Raw genomic sequence first — 21,202 nt, 5'->3', positions numbered from 1 at the left:
TTAAAAATTAAATGATTGCAGCTGTTTTACGGTAATGTTAAAACCTAACCAGAGATTAAATAATAGTAAAAGTTTAATTAGGTCAATAAGGGTGGGTAATGAGTCAGATATATAATTTTAGCGCTGGTCCGGCCATGTTACCGGTAGACGTTTTGCAGCAGGCACAGCAAGAACTTTGTAATTGGAATAGTCTCGGTATTTCGGTGATGGAAATAAGCCATCGTAGTGACGCATTTATGGAGATAGTTAAACAGGCTGAACAAAATCTACGTGAACTTCTCAAAATACCTGATAATTATAAAATCCTTTTTTGTCATGGTGGTGCCAGAGGTCAATTTGCTGCATTACCATTGAATTTATTTCAGGCTGATGAAACCGTTGACTATATTGTTGGTGGCTATTGGGCAAAATCTGCTGCGCAAGAAGCAGCAAAATATTGTACCGTTAATGAGATTGATATTCGGCTTGAAAAATCAGCTTATTTGAGCATGCTACCGATGGAAGAATGGCCATTAACGACCCAGGCCAAATATCTGCATTATTGCCCCAATGAGACGATTGACGGAATTGCAATCCACACACTACCTGATTTTGCCGCCGATAAAATCGTGATTGCTGATTACTCTTCAGCGATCTTATCTCAACCACTTGATGTTAGCCGATTTGGTGTTATTTATGCGGGTGCGCAAAAAAATATTGGTCCAGCCGGTATCACATTGGTTATCATTCGGGAAGATTTATTAGGCCAAGCGAGAAAAACAACGCCTTCTATCCTTGATTACACGATCTTGGCTAAAAATGACTCAATGTACAATACACCACCGACTTTTGCCTGGTATCTATCTGGTATGGTGTTTAAATGGTTAAAACAACAGGGTGGGTTACAAGAAATAGCAAGACGCAATCAAGAAAAAGCTCGCTTAGTGTATGATGTTATAGATAATAGTCAGTTTTATATTAATCGAGTCGATTCAATTAATCGTTCGCTAATGAATGTTCCATTCCAAATGGAAAAACCTCACTTAGATAGTGAATTTATCCAAGCGGCAGAGCAGCAAGGACTGCTTTTTCTGAAAGGACATAAAGCGGCAGGTGGTATGCGTGCTTCAATTTATAATGCGATGCCCTTGGCTGGGGTGCAGAAGCTAGTTGATTTTATGATTGATTTTGAACAGCGGAATAAATAATTTAAATAATCCTGTATGGTTAGATTGGTAACGATATCGTTTAACCCTATCAAATGAATATAAATGTGATTTAAATAATATATCCAACTTTGTTATTGGAGAGTCTACTGTTAATGCAAGCCCTAACCATACAACCCATTTCTTACATTGAAGGTACTATCAATCTTCGTGGCTCAAAAAGTATTTCTAACCGGGTACTATTGTTAGCTGCATTAGCGCAAGGCCAAACCGTATTAACTAATCTTCTTGCTAGTGATGATATTCGTCATATGCTAAATGCTCTGACAGCATTAGGGGTTGAATATCAATTATCCCAAGATCTTACTACCTGTATTGTAAAAGGCGGTGGGCATTATTTTAGCCATAAACAGGGTTTAGAGATTTTTCTCGGTAATGCGGGTACCGCTATGCGCCCCTTAAGTGCGGTTTTAGCGTTGGCGGACAATGATATTGTTTTAACCGGCGAGCCTAGAATGAAGGAGCGGCCTATCGGTCATCTGATTGATGCACTACAGCAAGGCGGAGCAATTATTGACTATCTTGAACAACCTGGTTATCCGCCGATAAGGATAAAAGGTGGCTTTCGAGGTGGCAATATCACGGTAGATGGACGTGTCTCTAGCCAATTTTTAACCGCTCTTTTAATGGCCGCACCGTTGGCAGCCAATGATACGACAATACAAATAAAAGGCCAACTTGTCTCTAAACCGTATATTGACATTACTCTAGCACTGATGCGTAATTTTGGCGTTGAGGTGGACAATCAGCACTATTGTCAATTTCATATTAAAGTTGGACAACAATATATTTCACCAGGCAATTATCTTATTGAAGGTGATGCCTCCTCGGCCTCTTATTTTTTAGCTGCAGCGGCAATCAAAGGCGGTACCGTTAGGGTAACGGGTATTGGCAAAGATAGCTTGCAAGGTGATACCCAATTTGCTGCGGTACTTGAAAAAATGGGCGCCAAAATACGTTGGGGGAAAGATTTTATCGAATGTCAACGGGGTGAGTTAATTGGTATTGATATGGATATGAATGCGCTTCCAGATGCGGCGATGACGGTTGCTACTTTAGCACTCTTTGCACAAGGTGAAACGATTATTCGCAATATCTATAACTGGCGGGTTAAAGAAACTGACAGATTAACTGCGATGGCGACCGAATTAGCAAAAGTTGGTGCTAAAGTGGAAGAAGGACGTGACTATATACGTATTATACCGCCTAAATTATTGCAGCATGCGGAAATTGAAACTTACAATGATCATCGTATGGCGATGTGTTTCTCACTGGTCGCTTTATCAGATACTCCGGTCACCATTTTGGATCCCAAATGTACCGCCAAGACTTTTCCCGACTATTTTAATCAGCTAGAAAAATTAAGTTATCGCGACTAGCATGTAACAGCAACATTAGCATAATACTGAACGACCAGTATCATGCTTATTGGACTAAATTTGGTCTAAATATCTCATTGTTTTCCTTAATAGAATGAATTGAGTATAATAGGGTACTTATTAGCCTGATAGAGAGTATTTGCAAAAAATGCAATTCTATCAAAAAGGAGGAGTATAATGGCGGTTTTACCCCCCGTTATCACAGTTGATGGTCCAAGTGGTGCAGGTAAAGGTACATTATGCCAAGCATTGGCAAATAAGTTGGGTTGGCAGTTACTTGATTCTGGTGCAATTTACCGAGTTCTGGCTTTAGCGGCATTACATCATCGTGTTGATATTGAGTCAGAAGAAGCATTAGTTCCATTAGCGGCTAATCTTGATGTCCGTTTTGAACCAAGAGAAAAAGAATTAGCTGTTATGCTTGAGGGGGAGGATGTTAGTAATGAAATACGTAGTGAAGTTGTTGGTAATACGGCATCTCTTACTGCAACTTTTCCTCGGGTGAGAGAAGCATTATTACGTCGGCAAAGGGCATTTCGCACTAAACCGGGTCTGATTGCTGATGGTCGTGACATGGGAACGGTGGTTTTTCCAGATGCACCGGTAAAGATTTTTCTCGATGCCACGCCGGAAGAGCGCGCTCAAAGGCGGATGCAGCAGTTGCAGAAAAAGGGCTTTGATGTTAAATTAAGCGATCTTTTAGCTGATATTAAAGAGCGTGATTATCGTGATCGTAATCGGCTGATTGCGCCATTGGTGCCTGCAAAAGATGCGTTGATTCTGGATTCAACAAAGTTATCTATTGAAGGAGTCATTGAGCAGGCACTTGCTTATGTGAAAAAAAAGCAAATATTATCTATATAATATGCTTAATCTTGACATATAATAAGTGAATACACCTATTTGGTGTAGCTGAATTTTTGTTCAGTTAAGTAAAGCTTTGTAACAAGGAGTGTTGCGAGGTATGTAAAATAACCCCATTTGGCAGGATGTTGAATGGAAGTTAAAATTAAAATTTTTGAAGATCTTACTATGACAGAATCTTTTGCTCAACTCTTTGAAGAATCTTTACAGAGTATCGAAACCCGTCCAGGGGCTATTGTTCGTGGTGTTGTTGTTGCTATCGACAAAGATGTCGTGTTAGTTGATGCCGGTCTGAAATCAGAATCAGCGATCCCAGTAGAACAATTTAAAAATGTGCAAGGTGAGCTAGAAATTCAGGTTGGTGACGAAATTGATGTTGCTTTAGACGCAGTAGAAGATGGTTTCGGTGAAACTATCCTGTCGCGCGAAAAAGCGAAACGCCATGAAGCTTGGTTGATGCTAGAAAAAGCCTATGAAGATGCCGAAACAGTTATGGGTATTATCAATGGCAAAGTGAAAGGTGGTTTCACAGTAGAATTGAAAGGTATTCGTGCATTTTTACCCGGTTCACTGGTTGATGTTCGCCCAGTTCGTGACACAACTCACTTGGAAGGTAAAGAGCTTGAGTTCAAAGTTATCAAACTGGATCAGAAACGCAATAATGTTGTTGTTTCGCGTCGTGCCGTTATTGAATCTGAAAGCAGTGCAGAACGTGATCACTTACTGGAAAACTTGCAGGAAGGCATGGAAGTTAAGGGTATTGTTAAGAACTTAACTGACTATGGTGCATTCGTTGATCTGGGCGGTGTTGATGGCTTACTACACATTACTGACATGGCTTGGAAACGTGTTAAACACCCAAGTGAAATTGTAAATGTTGGTGATGAAATCAATGTTAAAGTATTGAAGTTTGATCGTGATCGTACACGTGTCTCTTTAGGCCTGAAGCAGCTTGGTGAAGATCCATGGGTAGCTATTGCTAAGCGTTATCCAGAAGGCACCAAACTGACAGGAAAAGTCACTAATCTTACTGATTATGGTTGCTTTGTTGAAATTGAGGAAGGTGTTGAAGGTTTAGTACACGTTTCCGAAATGGATTGGACTAATAAAAATATCCATCCATCTAAAGTTGTTAATGTGGGTGATGTTGTTGAAGTTATGGTACTGGATATTGATGAAGAGCGTCGTCGTATCTCCTTAGGTTTGAAACAGTGTAAACCAAATCCATGGCAGCAATTTGCAGAAACGCACAATAAGAATGATCGTGTAGAAGGTAAAATAAAATCTATTACTGATTTTGGTATCTTCATCGGTTTAGAAGGTGGTATTGATGGCTTAGTTCATCTGTCTGATATTTCCTGGAATGTTGCAGGTGAAGAAGCGGTTCGTGAATACAAAAAAGGCGATGAAATTGCTGCTGTTGTATTACAAGTTGACGCTGAACGTGAACGTATTTCTTTGGGTATTAAACAGTTAGCGGAAGATCCATTTAATAACTATTTGTCTGCTCATAAAAAAGGTGTTATCGTTATTGGTAAAGTAGTCGCTGTTGATGCCAAAGGAGCAACAATTGAGTTGGCTGCTGGTGTTGAAGGCCACTTACGTGCATCGGAAGCTTCACGTGATCGCGTGGAAGATACTACTCAAGTATTGAACGTTGGTGATACTGTTGAAGCCAAATATACTGGCGTTGATCGTAAAAACCGTATCATTACCTTGTCTGTTCGTGCAAAAGATGAAGCAGATGAAAAAGATGCTATTGCTTCTGTAAACAAACAGGAAGATAGCAATTTTGCAAATAATGCTATGGCTGAAGCGTTCAAAGCAGCGAAAGGCGAATAAATTAAGTTAATCATATGGCAACATTTTGTTGCCTCGTAACGGTAGTTTAGGGGGAGGTACTATGACCAGGTCTGAATTAATTGAAAGACTTATTAACCAATTAGCTCATATACCAGCAAAACTTATTGAAGAAGCTGTGAAAGAAATGCTTGATCATATGGCAATAACACTTGCTAAGGGAGAGCGTATTGAGATCCGCGGATTCGGCAGTTTTTCTCTTCATTACCGTGCACCGCGCATCGGTCGTAATCCGAAAACGGGTGACAAAGTTGATTTGAAAGGAAAACATGTTCCTCACTTCAAGCCTGGTAAAGAATTACGTGATCGCGTTAATATTTATGCATAAAAATTAACAGATTTAATTTATTTATTCTATTAAAATGGTGTCTTAATTAAGACACCATTTTTATTATTGATAGAAAATCTTCCCAATACCCATTTTTTGCATAATTAAAACCTCTCTTGGTTGTTACAAGACGCTTAATTTTTCATTATTAAAAAATAATAATAAAATTTTATAATCAAAAAATAAAATTTCTTAACTAAAACTAGTTGGGAATCATCTCGCAAAAAAATGAAAATAGTAAAAAAGAAATAAATATTTTTTCGGCTTTTTATGGGCAATGTCATTTATCTTTTTGAATTATATTAATAATATGACTAATTTCCTGATATCGATTTGGTCAGGAAAGCGCTACATGAAAAAAATGTTAGCTAATATAAATCGGGTTCAAATAAATATTAATTCAGCATCAGTAGCGGTTATATTGGGATTATTACCTTTACTTTTTTTAGCACAATTACCCAATAAATCACTCCAATTGTGCTTGTCTGTTATATTCTGTTTATTTTGGTTTATTCCATTCTATTTGACTAAATTTGTTGCTATTTTAGGTATAAGCTTTTTGTGGGGATGCTGGCAGGGAAATTATTTATTAGAAAAAATGAAATTATTTAGCCAACAACAACGCTATGTGGCCGTTATTGAAGATAGTTTAGTGAATAGAGACAATCATAACCGCATAAAAGTAAGGTTGCTAATCAATAATAATAAACAATCATTTCCTATATTGTATGCTTATATTCAGTTTAAGCCTAATGCTCTGTCAAAAAATAATTTTTTTTGTGCCGGGCAAAAACTCATTTTTTCTGGGCAATTAAAACCTGTTCATAGTTTATTAAATGAAGGTGGATTTGATTTCCAACGATATGCAATAAATCAACGTTTACTAGGTACGTTTAAAGTTCAAAACTTTACTATATTGAGTAAACATTGTTCTTTAAGACAACAGATAATTGCAATGTCGGCTAGTGTGATCAGTAAATATCATAATCAAGCTGTCATTTATGCCTTAATGTTTGGTGAGCGTGGATTATTAGACTCGGTACTTAGGCAGCAATTACAACAAACAGGTATCGCGCATTTAATGGCTATCTCTGGTTTACATATTGGCATGGCTTACTTTTTTGGTTTTTGGCTATCTCGTTTAGTACAGTTTTTATTACCTACTTATTTTATCGAGCCTCGTATCCCAATGTTAGTGGGATGGTGCTTTGCTTTAGGCTATGCCTGGTTATCTGGTTGGGCGATACCTGCAATGCGGGCTGTATTTGCCTTGTCGTTATGGCTTTATATTCGTCAACAAAATTTTGTCTGTTTTCCCTGGCAGTGGGCATTATGGAGTATCACTTTAATTTTAGTCGTTGAACCTTTAGCAATACTGGCTGATAGTTTTTGGCTCTCGAGTTTTGCGGTTGCGGCATTAATATTTTGGTTTTCATTTGTTAAATTGAGTGTCCAGTTTCAACACAGTTGGCTTGATTGGTTAGCTAAATTGGTTCATTTACAACTTGGCATGCTTATCTTGTTAATTCCTATTCAATTGATTTTATTTCAAGGTATTAATATTGCTAGTTTTTGGGCTAATTTATGGGCAGTACCAATTATTTCATTTATAACCGTACCGCTAATTATGCTTTCATATATTTGTATTTTTTGGCACTCAGTACAAAATTTATTATTCGATATAATCGATAAAAGCATTAGTTTAGTACTATGGCTCCTACCTCATATTGAGCGTTATTGGCTTGATACGGGCCATCTGCCAATTATCATAACCGGGGTTAGTTGGCTTATTATCGTATGTTGGCAATTTGGTTGGTTTGTCCAGTATAAGTTGCTGATAACATTATTAATCTATTGGTCAATGACCAGCCTGAAACAGAGCGATTTAGTGCTTTGGCGATTAATTATGTTAGATGTAGGGCATGGATTAGCGATTATTATTGAGCAACAAAGAAAAGTGTTAATTTATGACACGGGTACTGTATGGAACAAGAACAGTATTGCTAATAGTACTATTTTGCCTTATTTACGATATCATCGTTTAATACCAGAAGGCGTTATACTTAGTCATAATCATATCGATCACACAGGTGGGGTAGCCAGTTTATTATTAACCTATCCTGGATTAGTAGTCAGAAGTCATTTTGATAAAGAAAACCATTTTCCTTGCCATCGAGGTATTCATTGGCAATGGCAGAGATTACATTTTGAAGTATTATGGCCAATAGTCGATCAAAAAAAATCACACAATAATGAATCGTGTGTAGTAAAAGTTAGTGATGGCCATCATGCAGTTATTTTGTCTGGCGATATTGAAAAAGCAGCGGAAAAGGAACTGGTGCGTTTAGCAATAGCAAATTTGCCGGCTAATTTATTACAAGTTCCTCATCATGGTAGCAATACTTCGTCAACGATGGCGTTTATTCAAGCAATTAAACCGCAATATGCACTGACTTCTGTTGCTCGTTATAGCCGTTGGAGTTTACCTTCTGATAAAGTACGACAACGATATGTGAATCTGGGTGTAAATTGGTTAAATACGGCGGAATCAGGGCAAATTATAGCGCAGTTTTATTCTGATCAAATTGAAATAATGCGTTATAGGCAGGAGCTTTATCCTCGTTGGTATCATCAGCAATTTGGTATTTAGACATTTCCCGAGTAGAATAAAAGGCTTATTTTTATAGGTATTTAATAAGACAATGATAATGAATGATAAAGATCTTTCCACATGGCAAACATTTCGTCGACTATGGCCAATGATTTTGCCATTTAAACTGGGATTAAGTGTAGCTGCTGTTGCGTTAATCATTAATGCTGCAGGTGATGCATTCATGATCTCCTTATTAAAACCGTTGCTTGATGAAGGTTTCGGCAAAGCGGATAACACCACACTAAAATGGTTACCCATTGCTATATTGGGGCTAATGCTGATAAGAGGGATATCGAGTTTTATCTCCAATTATTGTATTGCGTGGGTTTCTGGTAAAGTTGTCATGAATATGCGTAGGCGTTTGTTTGGCCATATGATGGGGATGCCGGTCGCTTTTTTTGATCAACAGTCAACAGGAACCTTACTTTCTCGTATCACTTATGATTCTGAGCAAGTCGCCTCATCCTCTTCTAGCGCTTTAATCACTATTGTTCGAGAAACTGCCTATATTATCGGTCTATTTGGGCTGATGTTTTATTATAGTTGGCAGCTTTCACTAATATTAATTGTAATTGCTCCTATTGTCACGTTAACCATTCGTTCGGTTTCCAAACACTTTAGGAATATTAGTAAAAGTATGCAAACTGGCATGGGGCAAGTAACGGCTAGCGCGGAACAGATGTTAAAAGGCCATAAGGAAGTATTGATTTTTGGTGGACAAAAAGTTGAAACAGAGCGTTTTAGCAAAGTAAGTAACCATATGCGTCGGCAAACGATGAAAATGGTAACCGCATCTTCGATCTCTGATCCTATCATCCAACTGATTGCCTCTCTTGCTTTAGCATTCACGCTTTATATTGCGAGTTTTCCTGAAGTAATGCAAACATTGACCGCAGGAACTATCGGTGTTGTTTTTTCATCCATGTTTGCATTAATGCGCCCATTAAAGTCATTAACAAATGTTAATGCACAATTTCAACGAGGTATGGCTGCTTGCCAGACATTGTTTAGCATTTTAGATATGGAGCAGGAAAAAGACGAGGGTAAATTAACCTTGAAAAAAGCTAAAGGTAAAATAGAATTTAAACATGTTACCTTTAAGTATCCAACAAAAGATCATCCGGCATTACAGGATATCTGTTTTAAAATTCCGGCTGGAAAATCTGTTGCTTTAGTCGGACGATCCGGTTCAGGAAAATCGACAATAGCGAATCTAATTACCCGCTTTTATGAGGTTAATGAAGGTCAAATACTGCTTGATGATCGTGATTTGCGTGAATACACTTTAACCTCTCTACGTAACCAAGTCGCACTCGTTTCGCAGCATGTCTATCTTTTTAACGATACTATTGCAAATAATATTGCTTATGCAACCGATGGTCGTTTTAGTCGAAAAGCGATCGAAAAAGCTGCTAAAGCTGCTTATGCAATGGACTTTATTGAAAAACTGGATAATGGACTAGATACGGTTATTGGCGAAAATGGTGTAATGCTTTCTGGCGGGCAGCGACAGCGAATTGCCATTGCGCGTGCTTTATTACATAACTCATCTATATTAATTCTTGATGAAGCTACATCTGCACTTGATACTGAGTCAGAAAGAGCCATTCAAGCAGCATTGGATGAATTACAGAAAAATCGGACTTCTATTATTATTGCCCATCGTCTTTCAACGATAGAAAATGCAGATGAAATTTTGGTCATTCAGGAAGGTAAAATTATTGAACGAGGCAACCATCAAACTTTACTTAAGTGTGATGGTGCATATGCTCAACTTTATAATATGCAATTTAAATAATGATTGAAAAAATCTGGTCAGGTTGTTCGTGGTTGTCTTTTTTACTACTGCCGCTGTCATTTTTATATGGCATGATTATTGGTTTAAGACGGCTTTGCTATTATTTGGCAATTTTCCCTAGTTGGAAAGCACCGATACCTATTATTGTTGTGGGTAATTTGACGGTTGGCGGTAATGGTAAAACGCCGGTTGTCATTTGGTTAGTTGAACAGCTTTTATCACGAGGCTATCGCGTTGGAGTTGTATCTCGTGGCTATGGGGGTAAAGCAACTTCTTATCCGTTATTGGTTAATAAAAATATATCAATAAAGGAAAGTGGCGACGAGCCAGCTTTAATTTATCGGCGAACCGGTGTGCCAGTGGCGGTTGCCCCTAAACGAGTAGCAGCAGTTAAAATGCTACTGAAGCAACAAGAGCTGGATGTTATTATTACTGATGATGGTCTTCAGCATTATGCACTGCAAAGGGATTTTGAGATCGTAGTTATTGACGGTATCCGTCGTTTTGGTAATGGTTGCTTGCTGCCGGCAGGTCCATTACGTGAGTGTCAATATCGCTTGAATAGTGTTAATGCTGTTATTCTTAATGGTGGTATAGCTAAGCATGGAGAGATTGCTATGCAGTTAACAGGCGATATTGCTATCAATATGTTGACTGGCGAAAAAAGATCGGTCTGTGAATTAGGACAAGTTGTTGCAATTGCAGGAATTGGGCACCCAGCACGTTTTTTTTCAAGCCTTGAGCAAAAAGGGGTACCATTAATTGCCACACATGCTTTTTCTGATCACCAGTGTTATGAATTTTCTACCCTAATATCCTTAGTGACTGATCATCAAACATTATTAATGACTGAAAAGGACGCAGTGAAATGTTTTCATTTTGCTCAATCAAATTGGTGGTATCTGCCGGTCAATGCTAATCTTTCACAACCTGGTGCAGGAAAAATTCTTTCAACCATCAGTGAATTGGCGGAGCTTAGCAAAAATGCTTGAAATGATAACATTATCATGTTATTTATAAGTCAAATCTAGTTAGGAATGTAGTGACATCATTTCAATAATACCACGCCAGCTATTATTTCATTAATACAAAATCCTTTAATTTTATTTAGTATCAAGTTTGATTGATAAATTTTAGTAATGAATAATTTGGCTTATTGTAATGTTGTTTAACATTTAAATAAATGCTAGATAGCAATAGACACTAATGAGTTAGTGTTTTTTTAGTATAATAATACTACTCTGACATTAAGGGTATTTGGTAAAAGAAAAATGAGGTTTTTATCGAAGGCTTAATAAAAGAGTAGGGAGCACTAGGCAAAATGAAATTTTGTCACCTAGTGAACAAAAGGAGTTTTTATCATGACATTTCAATTACAAATGGGTCGCGTAAAATGGTTTGATGTAAAAGAGGGCTATGGATTTATCTCCCCTGTCAATGGCGGTCAAGATATCTATGTTAATCGTCGAGCTATTGCGAACACCAAAAATAAGTGGCTTAAAGAAGGCCAGTGTGTTGAATATTCAGTTACGCGTAACGCTTATGGTATTTCTGCCGCTGATGTTATCGTTTATGAAGTTTAAACCACTATTCGCTGCCAATTTGTCAAAAAATTGACAAATATTTATTAGAGCAGAGATTAAAGTTAACGGTGATACATGCTTGTGCTATTCTGGTTTCATCTAAAATTATGTTTTTGATGAGGAATGTATGGATCACCGCCTACTTGATATTATTGCTTGTCCTATTTGCCATGGCAAACTAATCTATGATAAACAAAATCTAGAGCTTATCTGTAAATTTGATCATCTTGCTTATCCTGTGCGCAATAACATACCTGTATTATTAAGGGAAGAAGCTCGTGAGTTGCCTTTAGATGAAGAGAAGTAACATGTTCACAGTCATTATTCCAGCGCGTTTTGCTTCTAATCGCTTACCAGGCAAGCCGTTAGCTGATATTCATGGAAAACCTATGATTATTAGAGTAATGGAAAGAGCGCGAATGTCAGATGCAAAGCGTGTTATTGTGGCGACTGATCATCAGGCTGTATTTGATGTGGTGAAAGCGGCCAATGGTGAAGTCTGTATGACTAATGCTAATCATCAATCAGGCACAGAAAGATTAGCAGAAGTTATTGCAAAATATAAATTTTCTGATGAAGAAATCATTATCAATGTTCAGGGTGATGAACCTTTAATCCCACCAGAAATAATTAATCAGTTAGCTAGTAATTTAATGCTAAATAATGTCGGTATGGCAACCTTAGCGACGGCCATCAATAATCCAGATGACGTATTTGATCCGGCTATAGTAAAAGTAGTGACGGATAAACAGAGTAATGCCTTATATTTTTCCAGAGCAGCTATTCCCTGGGAACGTGATCGCTTTGCAGTTAGCAAAATGGCGATTGGGCAGCACTTTTTACGTCATATCGGTATTTATGCTTATCGGGCTGGTTTTATTCGTCGTTATATTCAATGGCCGATTAGTCCGTTAGAGACAATAGAAATGCTCGAGCAGTTGCGTGTACTATGGTACGGCGAAAAAATTCATGTTGCCCTAGCAGTTAAAACACCAGGGCCGGGAGTAGATAATCAGCAGGATCTTGATGCTGTTCGGAAAGCATTTTTTCCTGGGTAAAATTATACTGCTATTAGCTATTTGAAACGGTTCATTCCTCTACATTAAAACTATGGATTAGAGGTTGATTATTGTTAATTTTTATTGCTTGCCATATTGAACCAAGAAATTCGTACCAAGCGCGTTCCGAGTGGGAAAAATAGTAAGCAGAAGGAAAAAATCTTTCCCAAGGTTGTAATGGTGAGGTAATGGCAAGTTGATTAGCTGGTGCTGTAATCGGACGCAAATTTTTAGCAACAAAGAAACGTTCTGCGCGTGTCATATGGTTTGCTGACGTCACTAATAGAAAAGGTTGCCTGCCAACGATTTTTTTCACTTCAAGGGCTTCTTCTTCTGTATCTCTGGGTTTGGTTAAGGTAATAATAGCTGTTTCAGGTACACCTAACGATAGTGCGACTTTCGCAGCCACTTCCGCATTACTGATCATATTTTTGCCGCGACCGCCAGTAAAAATTAATTTGGCACCGGGATGTTGAAGATAGAGACGAATTCCCTCCGTCACTCTTGCAAGGCTATTATTAATAAGGTTAGCGCTTGGTGGCCAATCAGGGTTATAAGTAAATCCGCCTCCGAGTACAACAATATACTGGATTGTTTGTTTAGGGTGTAATAGTTCATAGCGTTTGCTAAAGTTACCTTCCGTTGACAGTAGCAATTTGTCGGCGATAGGCTGTGTGCCAAGTAATAACAACGCCAACCAACTAACAGAGACTAAACATTTGCCGCTTTTTTGCCAGTGAGTAAACCAAAGTAGTAATAATCCGATAAAACTTATTAAAATGATGAGAGGTAATGGCATTAGAAGCGCACCAAGATATTTTTTCAATATAAACAACATATTTCAACCCTAGTTAATGAATTTATCGAGCGTGTGGTATATTCAATCATATAGATACTAGATTAATGAATTGTTAATATAAAAATTATTTTCAACAAAGATTGCTATTATTTTTTATTATCTAACTGTTGGTTAATAGGTATTTTTTATCAGCAATGGCGATTAAGTTTTATAATAGTTGTTATCGAGGTATTTTTTCATGGTAGGTCGCAATTTTGATGACATTGCAGATAAGTTTACACAGAATATTTATGGCACAACTAAGGGAAAAATACGCGAAGCGGTTATGTGGCAGGATCTAAACACTCTGCTTAATTTATTACCCAGTAAGCCGTTAAAGATATTGGACGCGGGTGGAGGAGAAGGCCTTTTTGCTTGCAAATTGGCTGCGATGGGACATCAAGTTATTGTTTGTGACATTTCGGCAGCCATGCTTGAACGCGCCAGATTGTTGGCTGATGAAAAAAAAGTAAGCCAGAACATGCAATTTATTCACGCTACCTTTCAGGATATAGCCCAATATTTAACAGCAACGGGAGCCGTTGATTTAGTGTTGTTTCATGCAGTGATTGAATGGATCCATGAACAAAAATCGGCAATAAAAACCCTAGCGGATATAATTAACCCAGGTGGCGCATTTTCTATCATGTTTTATAATGCGAATGGGTTGGTGATGAGAAATGCTGTATTAGGTAACTTCCATTTAGCGACACCTAATATTCAGCGTCGCCGCAAACGTTCACTTACCCCTCTTAATCCGTTATTACCAGAAACAGTATATCAATGGTTAGAAGAATTTGACTTTAAAATAGTTGGTAAAACCGGTGTACGGGTTTTTCATGATTATCTACAAAGCCGTCAGTTACAACATAAAGATTTTCCGGCGTTGCTTGCTTTGGAGCAGCGCTATTGTCGACAACAACCCTATATTAATCTGGGGCGCTATATTCATGTTATGGCATGCAAGTCTATGTGAAAGGATGAATTATGAGTGAGTTTTCCCAGACTGTGCCGGAATTGGTATCATGGGCGCGGAAAAATGATTTTTCAATATCATTACCTGCTGAGCGTTTGGCTTTTTTATTGGCGGTGGCTGTCCTTAATAGCGAGCGGTTTGATGGCGAAATGAGTGAAGGTGAATTAATTGATGCTTTTCGTGAAGTTAGTAAAGGATTCGAGCAGACCGCCGAAACCGTTACTGCCAGAGCAAATAATGCAATTAATGATATGGTACGACAGAAATTATTTAATCGTTTTTCTAATGAAATCATTGAAGGTAATGCCATTTACCGTTTAACGCCACTTGGTATTGGGATCAGTGATTATTATATTCGCCAGCGGGAATTTTCTTCCCTACGTTTATCGATGCAACTTTCGATTGTAGCTGGTGAATTAAGTCGAGCGGCGGATGCGGCAGAAGAAGGGGGCGATGAATTTCACTGGCATCGCCATGTCTTTGCACCATTAAAATATTCAGTGGCAGAAATTTTTGACAGTATTGATATGTCGCAGCGTGTAATGGATGAACAGCAAAATAGTGTAAAGGAAGACATCTCCGCATTACTTAGTCAGGATTGGCAAGCAGCGATTGCCAATTGTGAACAACTATTAACGGAAACTTCAGGCACATTACGTGAATTACAAGATACGCTGGAAGCGGCGGGTGATAAATTACAGTCCAATTTGTTACGTATCCAAGAGGCAAATATGAATGGAGGTGGTTCAGAATTGGTTGATAAGCTAGTATTTGATCTACAAAGTAAGCTTGATCGAATTATTAGTTGGGGTCAACAATCGATTGATCTCTGGATTGGTTATGATCGCCATGTGCATAAATTTATTCGTACCGCCATTGATATGGATAAAAATAGGATATTCTCGCAGCGCTTACGTCTATCGGTGCAAAATTATTTTACCGATCCTTGGGCGTTAACGGTAGCCAATGCTGAACGTTTATTTGATGTGCGTGATGAAGATCTGGTATTGAGTAATGAAGAAGCGACGGGTGAGTTGCCAACTGAACTGGAATATGAAGAATTTAATCAGATTAATGAACAACTGATTGAGATAATGGAGCAGGCATTAGCAGGTTATAAGAAAGATCAGCATCCACTTGATATTGGTTTAATTTTGCGTGATTACTTGACAAAATATCCACAGAAACGGCATTTTGATGTGGCGCGTATTATTGTCGATCAAGCTGTTAAATTAGGTATAGCAGAAGCGGATTTCTCAGGTATCCATCCTGAATGGTTAGCGATTAATGATTACGGAGCCAAGGTACAGGCACATGTCATCGACAAATATTGAACAATTTATGCCAGTAAAATTGGCACAAGCTTTAGTCAGCTCTCTTTTCCCTGAATTGGATAGCCAGCTTCGAGCCGGGCGCCATGTTGGCATTGATGATCTGGATAATCACGCTTTTTTGATGGATTTTGAACAGGAGTTAACCGCCTTTTATGCTCGCTATAATGTTGAGTTGATCCGTGCGCCAGAAGGTTTTTTCTATTTACGTCCACGTTCGACTACATTGATTCCTCGCTCAGTTTTATCTGAATTAGATATGATGGTTGGCAAAATTCTTTGTTATCTCTATTTAAGTCCGGAAAGACTTTCTAATCAGGGCATTTTTACTGCGCAGGAACTGTTTGAAGAGCTATTGTCCCTAGCGGATGAAAGCAAACTACTTAAGTTTGTTAATCAGCGTTCGACAGGTACGGATTTGGATAAACAAAAATTACAAGAAAAGCTGCGCACTTCGCTTAATCGTCTACGCCGATTAGGAATGGTTCATTTTTTGCAAAATGACAGTCAGCGTTTTATGATCGCCGAATCTGTCTTTCGTTTTGGTGCTGATGTGCGTAGTGGCGATGATCCACAACAAGCCCAATTACGCATGATCCGTGATGGCGAAGCGATGTCGTTAAAAGATAACTTAGGGTTAACCGATAACGAAAGTAATGATAGTGTTGAAGATGAAGCGGAGGATGAATAGCTATGTTAGAACGAGGCAAGTTTCGCTCACTCACGCTCATCAATTGGAACGGCTTTTTTGCCAGAACGTTTGATTTGGATGAGTTAGTAACGACGTTATCTGGTGGTAACGGCGCCGGCAAATCGACCACTATGGCGGCATTTATTACCGCCATGATCCCTGATTTAACCTTATTGCATTTTCGTAATACCACCGAAGCGGGTGCAACTTCAGCCTCACGTGATAAAGGGTTACATGGAAAATTACGTCCAGGGGTCTGTTATTCAATTTTGGACGTAATCAATTCCCGCCATCAACGTATTTTAGTCGGTGTGCGCTTACAACAAATTGCCGGTCGTGATAAAAAAGTCGATATAAAACCTTTTATAATCCAAGGATTACCTAGCGCAATATTACCAACGCATATCTTGACTGAGCAAGTTGAAGAACGTCAAGCGCGAGTGATTGGTTTAAATGATTTAAAAGATCACGTCGATGCAATTGAAGGTGTGCAGTTTAAACAATTTAATTCAATTATTGATTATCATGCCCAGTTATTTGATCTGGGTATTATTCCTAAACGATTGAGATCATCCAGTGACAGGAGCAAATTTTATCGCTTAATCGAAGCTTCTTTATACGGTGGAATTTCTAGTGCCATTACGCGTTCATTACGTGATTATCTTTTGCCTGAGAATAGTGGTGTTCGAAAAGCCTTTCAGGATATGGAAGCGGCTTTGCGAGAAAATAGATTAACCCTTGAAGCGATCAGGGTCACTCAGTCTGATCGTGATTTATTTAGACGTTTAATTAATGAAGCAACAGATTACGTTTCTGCTGATTATATGCGTCATGCGAATGAACGCCGAGTGCATCTAGATAGTGCACTTGCTGTTCGGGCTGAATTATTTGACGGCCGTAAACAACTGATTGCTGCCCAGACCCGTCATGTTGAAATGGTACGTGAGCTGGACGAACAAAATGGTTCTTCGCTAGATTTAGAGGCTGATTTTCAGGCAGCCAGCGATCATTTAGGTCTTGTACAAGCAGCGGTACGCCAACAGGAAAAAATTGATCGCTATCAGGCCGATATTGAAGAGATCACCTATCGTCTGGAAGAACAGACTGAAGTCGTTGAGCAAGCCGTAGAACAGCAAGCTGAGCTTGAAGCCAACGTTGAAGCGGCTGAATTAGAAGTTGATGAGCTAAAAAGTCAACTGGCTGATTACCAGCAAGCGTTAGATGTTCAGCAGACGCGCGCAATCCAATATCAAAAAGCTCAGCAAGCACTAGAACGAGCAAAGAAAATTTGCCAATTGGCTAAACTAACGCCAAATAATGTCGAGCAATTTTTGACCAAATTTGAAGAAACAGAGCAACAACATACCGAAAAATTGCTTGCATTGGCACAGAAAATCAGTGTGATTGATGCGGCCACTAACCAATTTGACCAGGCTTATAGCTTAGTTAAAAATATTGCTGGTGAGGTAAAAGGAGATAAAGCTTATCAAAAAGCTCGTGAATTATTGCGCGACTGGGCTTCCCAGCAACATCTTGCCCAGCGTATTGAGCCGCTACAAATGCAATTAGCCGAACTGGAGCAAAAACTTAATAGCCGGCAGGATGCTGAACGTATTTTAGCTGAATTTTGTCAATATTCTGAACAGCAATATCAGCCAGATCAACTGACTACATTACTGGAACAATTAGAAGCACAGCAAGAAGAACTAAGTGTTTCTGTTAATGAAAGTAGTGAGCATCGCATGTTAATGCGTCAAGAGCTTGAGCAGATCAAACAGCAAATTCGAACGCTAACTCAAAAAGCACCTATTTGGCTGGCGGCACAAGATGCACTTAATCAATTAACTGTACAGGCTGATGATAGTTTTAGCCAGAGTCATGAAATTACCGAGCATCTACAGCAATTATTAGAACAAGAACGTGAAATTACCGTTGAACGTGATGAAGTCGCCAGTCAAAAGCGTGAATTAGAGCAACAGATAGCCCATCTTAGTCAACCGAGCGGCGCAGATGATAATCGGCTACTTGGTTTGGCTGAACGTCTTGGTGGTGTTTTGTTATCTGAAATTTATGATGATATTACTATCGATGATGCGCCCTATTTTTCAGCGCTCTATGGTCCAGCAAGACATGGCATTGTGGTTCCTGAGCTGGCAAAAATTCAGCCACAACTAAGTGAATTGATAGCTGAATGTCCAGATGATGTCTATTTTATTGAAGGTGATCCGCAATCTTTTGATGATAGTGTATTTAATGCGGAAGAATTTGACCAGGCAGTATTAGTTCGATCTTCAGAGCGTCAATGGCGTTTTTCTCGTTATCCTGAAGTTCCGTTATTTGGTCGGGCAGCGCGTGAAAATCAACTGGAAATGTTGAACCAGCAGAGAGATAGCTTAGCTGAGCGTTATGCAACCCTCTCTTTTGATATGCAGAAATTACAACGAGCTCATCATGCCTTTAGTGGTTTCATTGGCAAGCATCTTGCGGTGGTTTTTGACCCTGATCCAGAGGCTGAGATTCGTTCTTTAAACCAACGTAGAAATGAACTAGAACGCCAGTTAGCACAATTTGAAGCTCAGACACAACAACAAAAAAAGCAACATACTACGATCAAAGCGCGGTTATCCAGTTTGAACCGTTTGTTGCCACAAGTGAATTTGCTAATGGATGAAACGTTAGTGGATCGCATCGAAGAGATCCGAGCAGCGCTTGCAGAGGCCGAAGAAGCGGGGCACTTTTTGCATAAACATGCAAAATCGTTGGCAAAGCTAGAACCGATAGCTAACGTTTTGCAAAGTGATCCTGAACAACATGAGCAATTACGCCACGAATATGAACAAGTCAAACAGTTACAGCAACAATCCAAACAGCAAACTTTCGCTTTAATTGAAGTTTTACAACGTCGTGCCCATTTTAGTTATAGCGACTCGACGGAGATGCTGACAGAAGATACTGATTTAAATAATAAACTCCGTCAGCGTTTACAACAGGCTGAAAAAGAGCGTAGTCAGGTACGAGAACAACTAAAACAGCAACAAACTAAAACTGCACAATTGAATCAACTATTAGCATCATTACGCAGCTCTTTTGACACTAAGCAGGATATGCTAAGAGAGTTAGAGGCTGAAATAAAAGCGATTGGCGTTCAGGCAGATAGTAATGCAGAAAAACGGGCACGTGAACGCCGTGACCAACTTTATGAAGCAGTAAATGCTAATCGCTCGCGCATCAATCAATTGGAGAAACAGATCGCATTTTGTGAAGCTGAAATGGACAATTGGCAAAAAAAATTAAGAAAATTGGAGCGGGACTATTACCAACTTCGCGAGCAGGTTGTGTCAGGTAAATCCGGTTGGTGTGCTGTTATGCAAATGGTTAGGGAGAACGGTGTCGAGCGTCGTTTACATCGACGTGAATTAGCTTATATGGATGGTGATAGTTTACGTTCGATGTCAGATAAAGCGCTAGGAGCGCTTAGACAAGCGGTCGCGGATAATGAACATTTACGCGATGTATTGCGTGCCTCTGAAGATCTTAAACGGCCAGAGCGTAAAATAGCGTTCTTTATTGCGGTTTATGAACATTTACGTGAACGGATTCGACAAGATATTATTCGCACTGATGATCCGGTTGATGCCATTGAACAGATGGAAATTGAATTAGCGCGTCTAACAGAAGAACTGACCGCCCGGGAACAAAAATTAGCTATCAGTGCTAAGAGTGTGGCAAATATTATCCGTAAAACGATCCATCGTGAGCAAAATCGAATTCGCTTACTTAATCAAGGGCTACAGTCAGTTGCATTTGGCCAGGTAAATGGGGTTCGACTCAATGTTAATATTCGACAAAGTCATGAATCATTACTTGATGTCTTGTCAGAAGAGCACGAACATCACCAAGATCTGTTTAAAAATAAAAGTCTGACATTTTCTGAAGCGATGGCAAAACTTTATCAACGTTTAAACCCGCAACTAGATATTGGGCAACGCTTGCCACAAACTATTGGCGAAGAGTTACTCGATTATCGTAATTATCTGGAACTGGATGTTGAAGTTAATCGTGGTTCAGATGGTTGGCTAAAAGCAGAAAGTGGTGCGCTATCGACGGGAGAAGCGATTGGTACAGGCATGTCAATTTTAGTGATGGTTGTACAAAGTTGGGAAGAAGAGTCACAAAGATTAAGAGGTAAAGATATTTTACCATGTCGGTTCTTATTCCTGGATGAAGCGGCTAGATTGGATGCTAAATCGATTGCAACCCTGTTTGAACTCTGTGAACGATTAAAAATGCAATTAATTATTGCGGCACCTGAAAATATCAGTCCAGAAAAAGGGACGACTTATAAGCTGGTACGTAAGGTATTTGGCCAACAAGAGCATGTGCATGTTGTTGGTTTAAAAGGTTTTGGTCAAGAAGATGAGCGGTTAAAACTATCATCTGCTGTTACTTAAACTCAAGTAGTAAAAGATTATTTTTATATTTTAATAACCGCTATTTCATGATAGCGGTTTTTTTATAAATGGTTTGTTTTAAAAGTAAATTAAGTATTGCAATTGAAAATAAAGTGATCGAAGATTATATTTTAAATATAGCGGATTGGTAATTTAATTTTTAATAAGCATTAAATCTAAAATTTAT

At 38.8% G+C, this 21,202-nt stretch carries 16 protein-coding genes; 15 read left to right on the top strand and 1 reads right to left on the bottom strand.

Annotated elements, in window-relative coordinates:
* Positions 1–98 precede the first annotated feature (98 nt).
* From serC to kdsB, 11 genes are all read left to right on the top strand, one after another.
* Positions 99–1,187, top strand: coding sequence for a 3-phosphoserine/phosphohydroxythreonine transaminase (gene serC, locus H1X92_RS15330; protein ID WP_180560947.1), 1,089 nt, complete (start codon positions 99–101; stop codon positions 1,185–1,187).
* Positions 1,188–1,300: 113 nt separating this feature from the next.
* Positions 1,301–2,584, top strand: a complete 1,284-nt coding sequence (gene aroA, locus H1X92_RS15325; protein WP_180560946.1) for a 3-phosphoshikimate 1-carboxyvinyltransferase — start codon at positions 1,301–1,303, stop codon at positions 2,582–2,584.
* Positions 2,585–2,761: 177 nt separating this feature from the next.
* Complete coding sequence (cmk, locus tag H1X92_RS15320; protein WP_180560945.1) at positions 2,762–3,448, top strand: (d)CMP kinase; 687 nt, start codon at positions 2,762–2,764, stop codon at positions 3,446–3,448.
* Between the two features lie 168 nt (positions 3,449–3,616).
* Entirely contained in the window at positions 3,617–5,290 is a 1,674-nt protein-coding gene (gene rpsA / locus H1X92_RS15315; protein WP_180561010.1) for a 30S ribosomal protein S1, read from the top strand.
* Positions 5,291–5,351: 61 nt separating this feature from the next.
* Complete coding sequence (ihfB, locus tag H1X92_RS15310) at positions 5,352–5,636, top strand: integration host factor subunit beta (RefSeq protein WP_026822377.1); 285 nt, start codon at positions 5,352–5,354, stop codon at positions 5,634–5,636.
* A gap of 352 nt (positions 5,637–5,988) precedes the next feature.
* On the top strand, positions 5,989–8,286 hold the full coding sequence (locus H1X92_RS15305; RefSeq protein WP_180560944.1) for a DNA internalization-related competence protein ComEC/Rec2: 2,298 nt from the start codon (positions 5,989–5,991) through the stop codon (positions 8,284–8,286).
* A 55-nt stretch (positions 8,287–8,341) separates the two neighbouring features.
* Entirely contained in the window at positions 8,342–10,087 is a 1,746-nt protein-coding gene (msbA, locus tag H1X92_RS15300; RefSeq protein WP_180561009.1) for a lipid A ABC transporter ATP-binding protein/permease MsbA, read from the top strand.
* Positions 10,087–11,079, top strand: a complete 993-nt coding sequence (gene lpxK / locus H1X92_RS15295) for a tetraacyldisaccharide 4'-kinase (RefSeq protein WP_180560943.1) — start codon at positions 10,087–10,089, stop codon at positions 11,077–11,079. The genes msbA and lpxK overlap by 1 nt, the downstream gene beginning before the upstream one ends.
* Positions 11,080–11,448: 369 nt before the next feature.
* Entirely contained in the window at positions 11,449–11,670 is a 222-nt protein-coding gene (locus H1X92_RS15290) for a cold-shock protein (protein ID WP_180560942.1), read from the top strand.
* 127 nt (positions 11,671–11,797) lie between these two features.
* Positions 11,798–11,977: a Trm112 family protein gene (locus H1X92_RS15285; protein ID WP_026822372.1), complete on the top strand. Its 180-nt coding sequence runs from the start codon at positions 11,798–11,800 to the stop codon at positions 11,975–11,977.
* Position 11,978: 1 nt separating this feature from the next.
* Positions 11,979–12,728 (top strand): 3-deoxy-manno-octulosonate cytidylyltransferase, encoded by a 750-nt coding sequence (gene kdsB / locus H1X92_RS15280; protein WP_180560941.1) that lies wholly within the window; start codon positions 11,979–11,981, stop codon positions 12,726–12,728.
* Between the two features lie 31 nt (positions 12,729–12,759).
* Here the strand turns inward: kdsB and elyC are convergent, their stop codons facing one another.
* The gene (gene elyC / locus H1X92_RS15275) at positions 12,760–13,566 is read right to left on the bottom strand and encodes an envelope biogenesis factor ElyC (protein WP_180560940.1); all 807 of its coding nucleotides are present in this window, start codon (positions 13,564–13,566) and stop codon (positions 12,760–12,762) included.
* Positions 13,567–13,765: 199 nt separating this feature from the next.
* Here elyC and cmoM point away from each other — a divergent pair, with 199 nt between their 5' ends.
* Genes cmoM through mukB form a run of 4 tightly spaced genes read left to right on the top strand, consistent with a single transcriptional unit; the run spans position 13,766 to position 21,015 of the window.
* Complete coding sequence (gene cmoM / locus H1X92_RS15270) at positions 13,766–14,542, top strand: tRNA uridine 5-oxyacetic acid(34) methyltransferase CmoM (RefSeq protein WP_180560939.1); 777 nt, start codon at positions 13,766–13,768, stop codon at positions 14,540–14,542.
* A gap of 11 nt (positions 14,543–14,553) precedes the next feature.
* Complete coding sequence (mukF, locus tag H1X92_RS15265; protein ID WP_180560938.1) at positions 14,554–15,876, top strand: chromosome partition protein MukF; 1,323 nt, start codon at positions 14,554–14,556, stop codon at positions 15,874–15,876.
* Positions 15,857–16,564, top strand: coding sequence for a chromosome partition protein MukE (gene mukE / locus H1X92_RS15260; protein WP_180560937.1), 708 nt, complete (start codon positions 15,857–15,859; stop codon positions 16,562–16,564). The genes mukF and mukE overlap by 20 nt, the downstream gene beginning before the upstream one ends.
* A gap of 2 nt (positions 16,565–16,566) precedes the next feature.
* Entirely contained in the window at positions 16,567–21,015 is a 4,449-nt protein-coding gene (gene mukB, locus H1X92_RS15255; RefSeq protein ID WP_180560936.1) for a chromosome partition protein MukB, read from the top strand.
* The last annotated feature ends 187 nt before the right edge of the window (positions 21,016–21,202 follow it).

The organism is Arsenophonus endosymbiont of Apis mellifera, assembly GCF_903968575.1.
GTDB lineage: Bacteria > Pseudomonadota > Gammaproteobacteria > Enterobacterales > Enterobacteriaceae > Arsenophonus > Arsenophonus apicola.
This window is presented reverse-complemented; position numbering and strand designations above follow the sequence as displayed.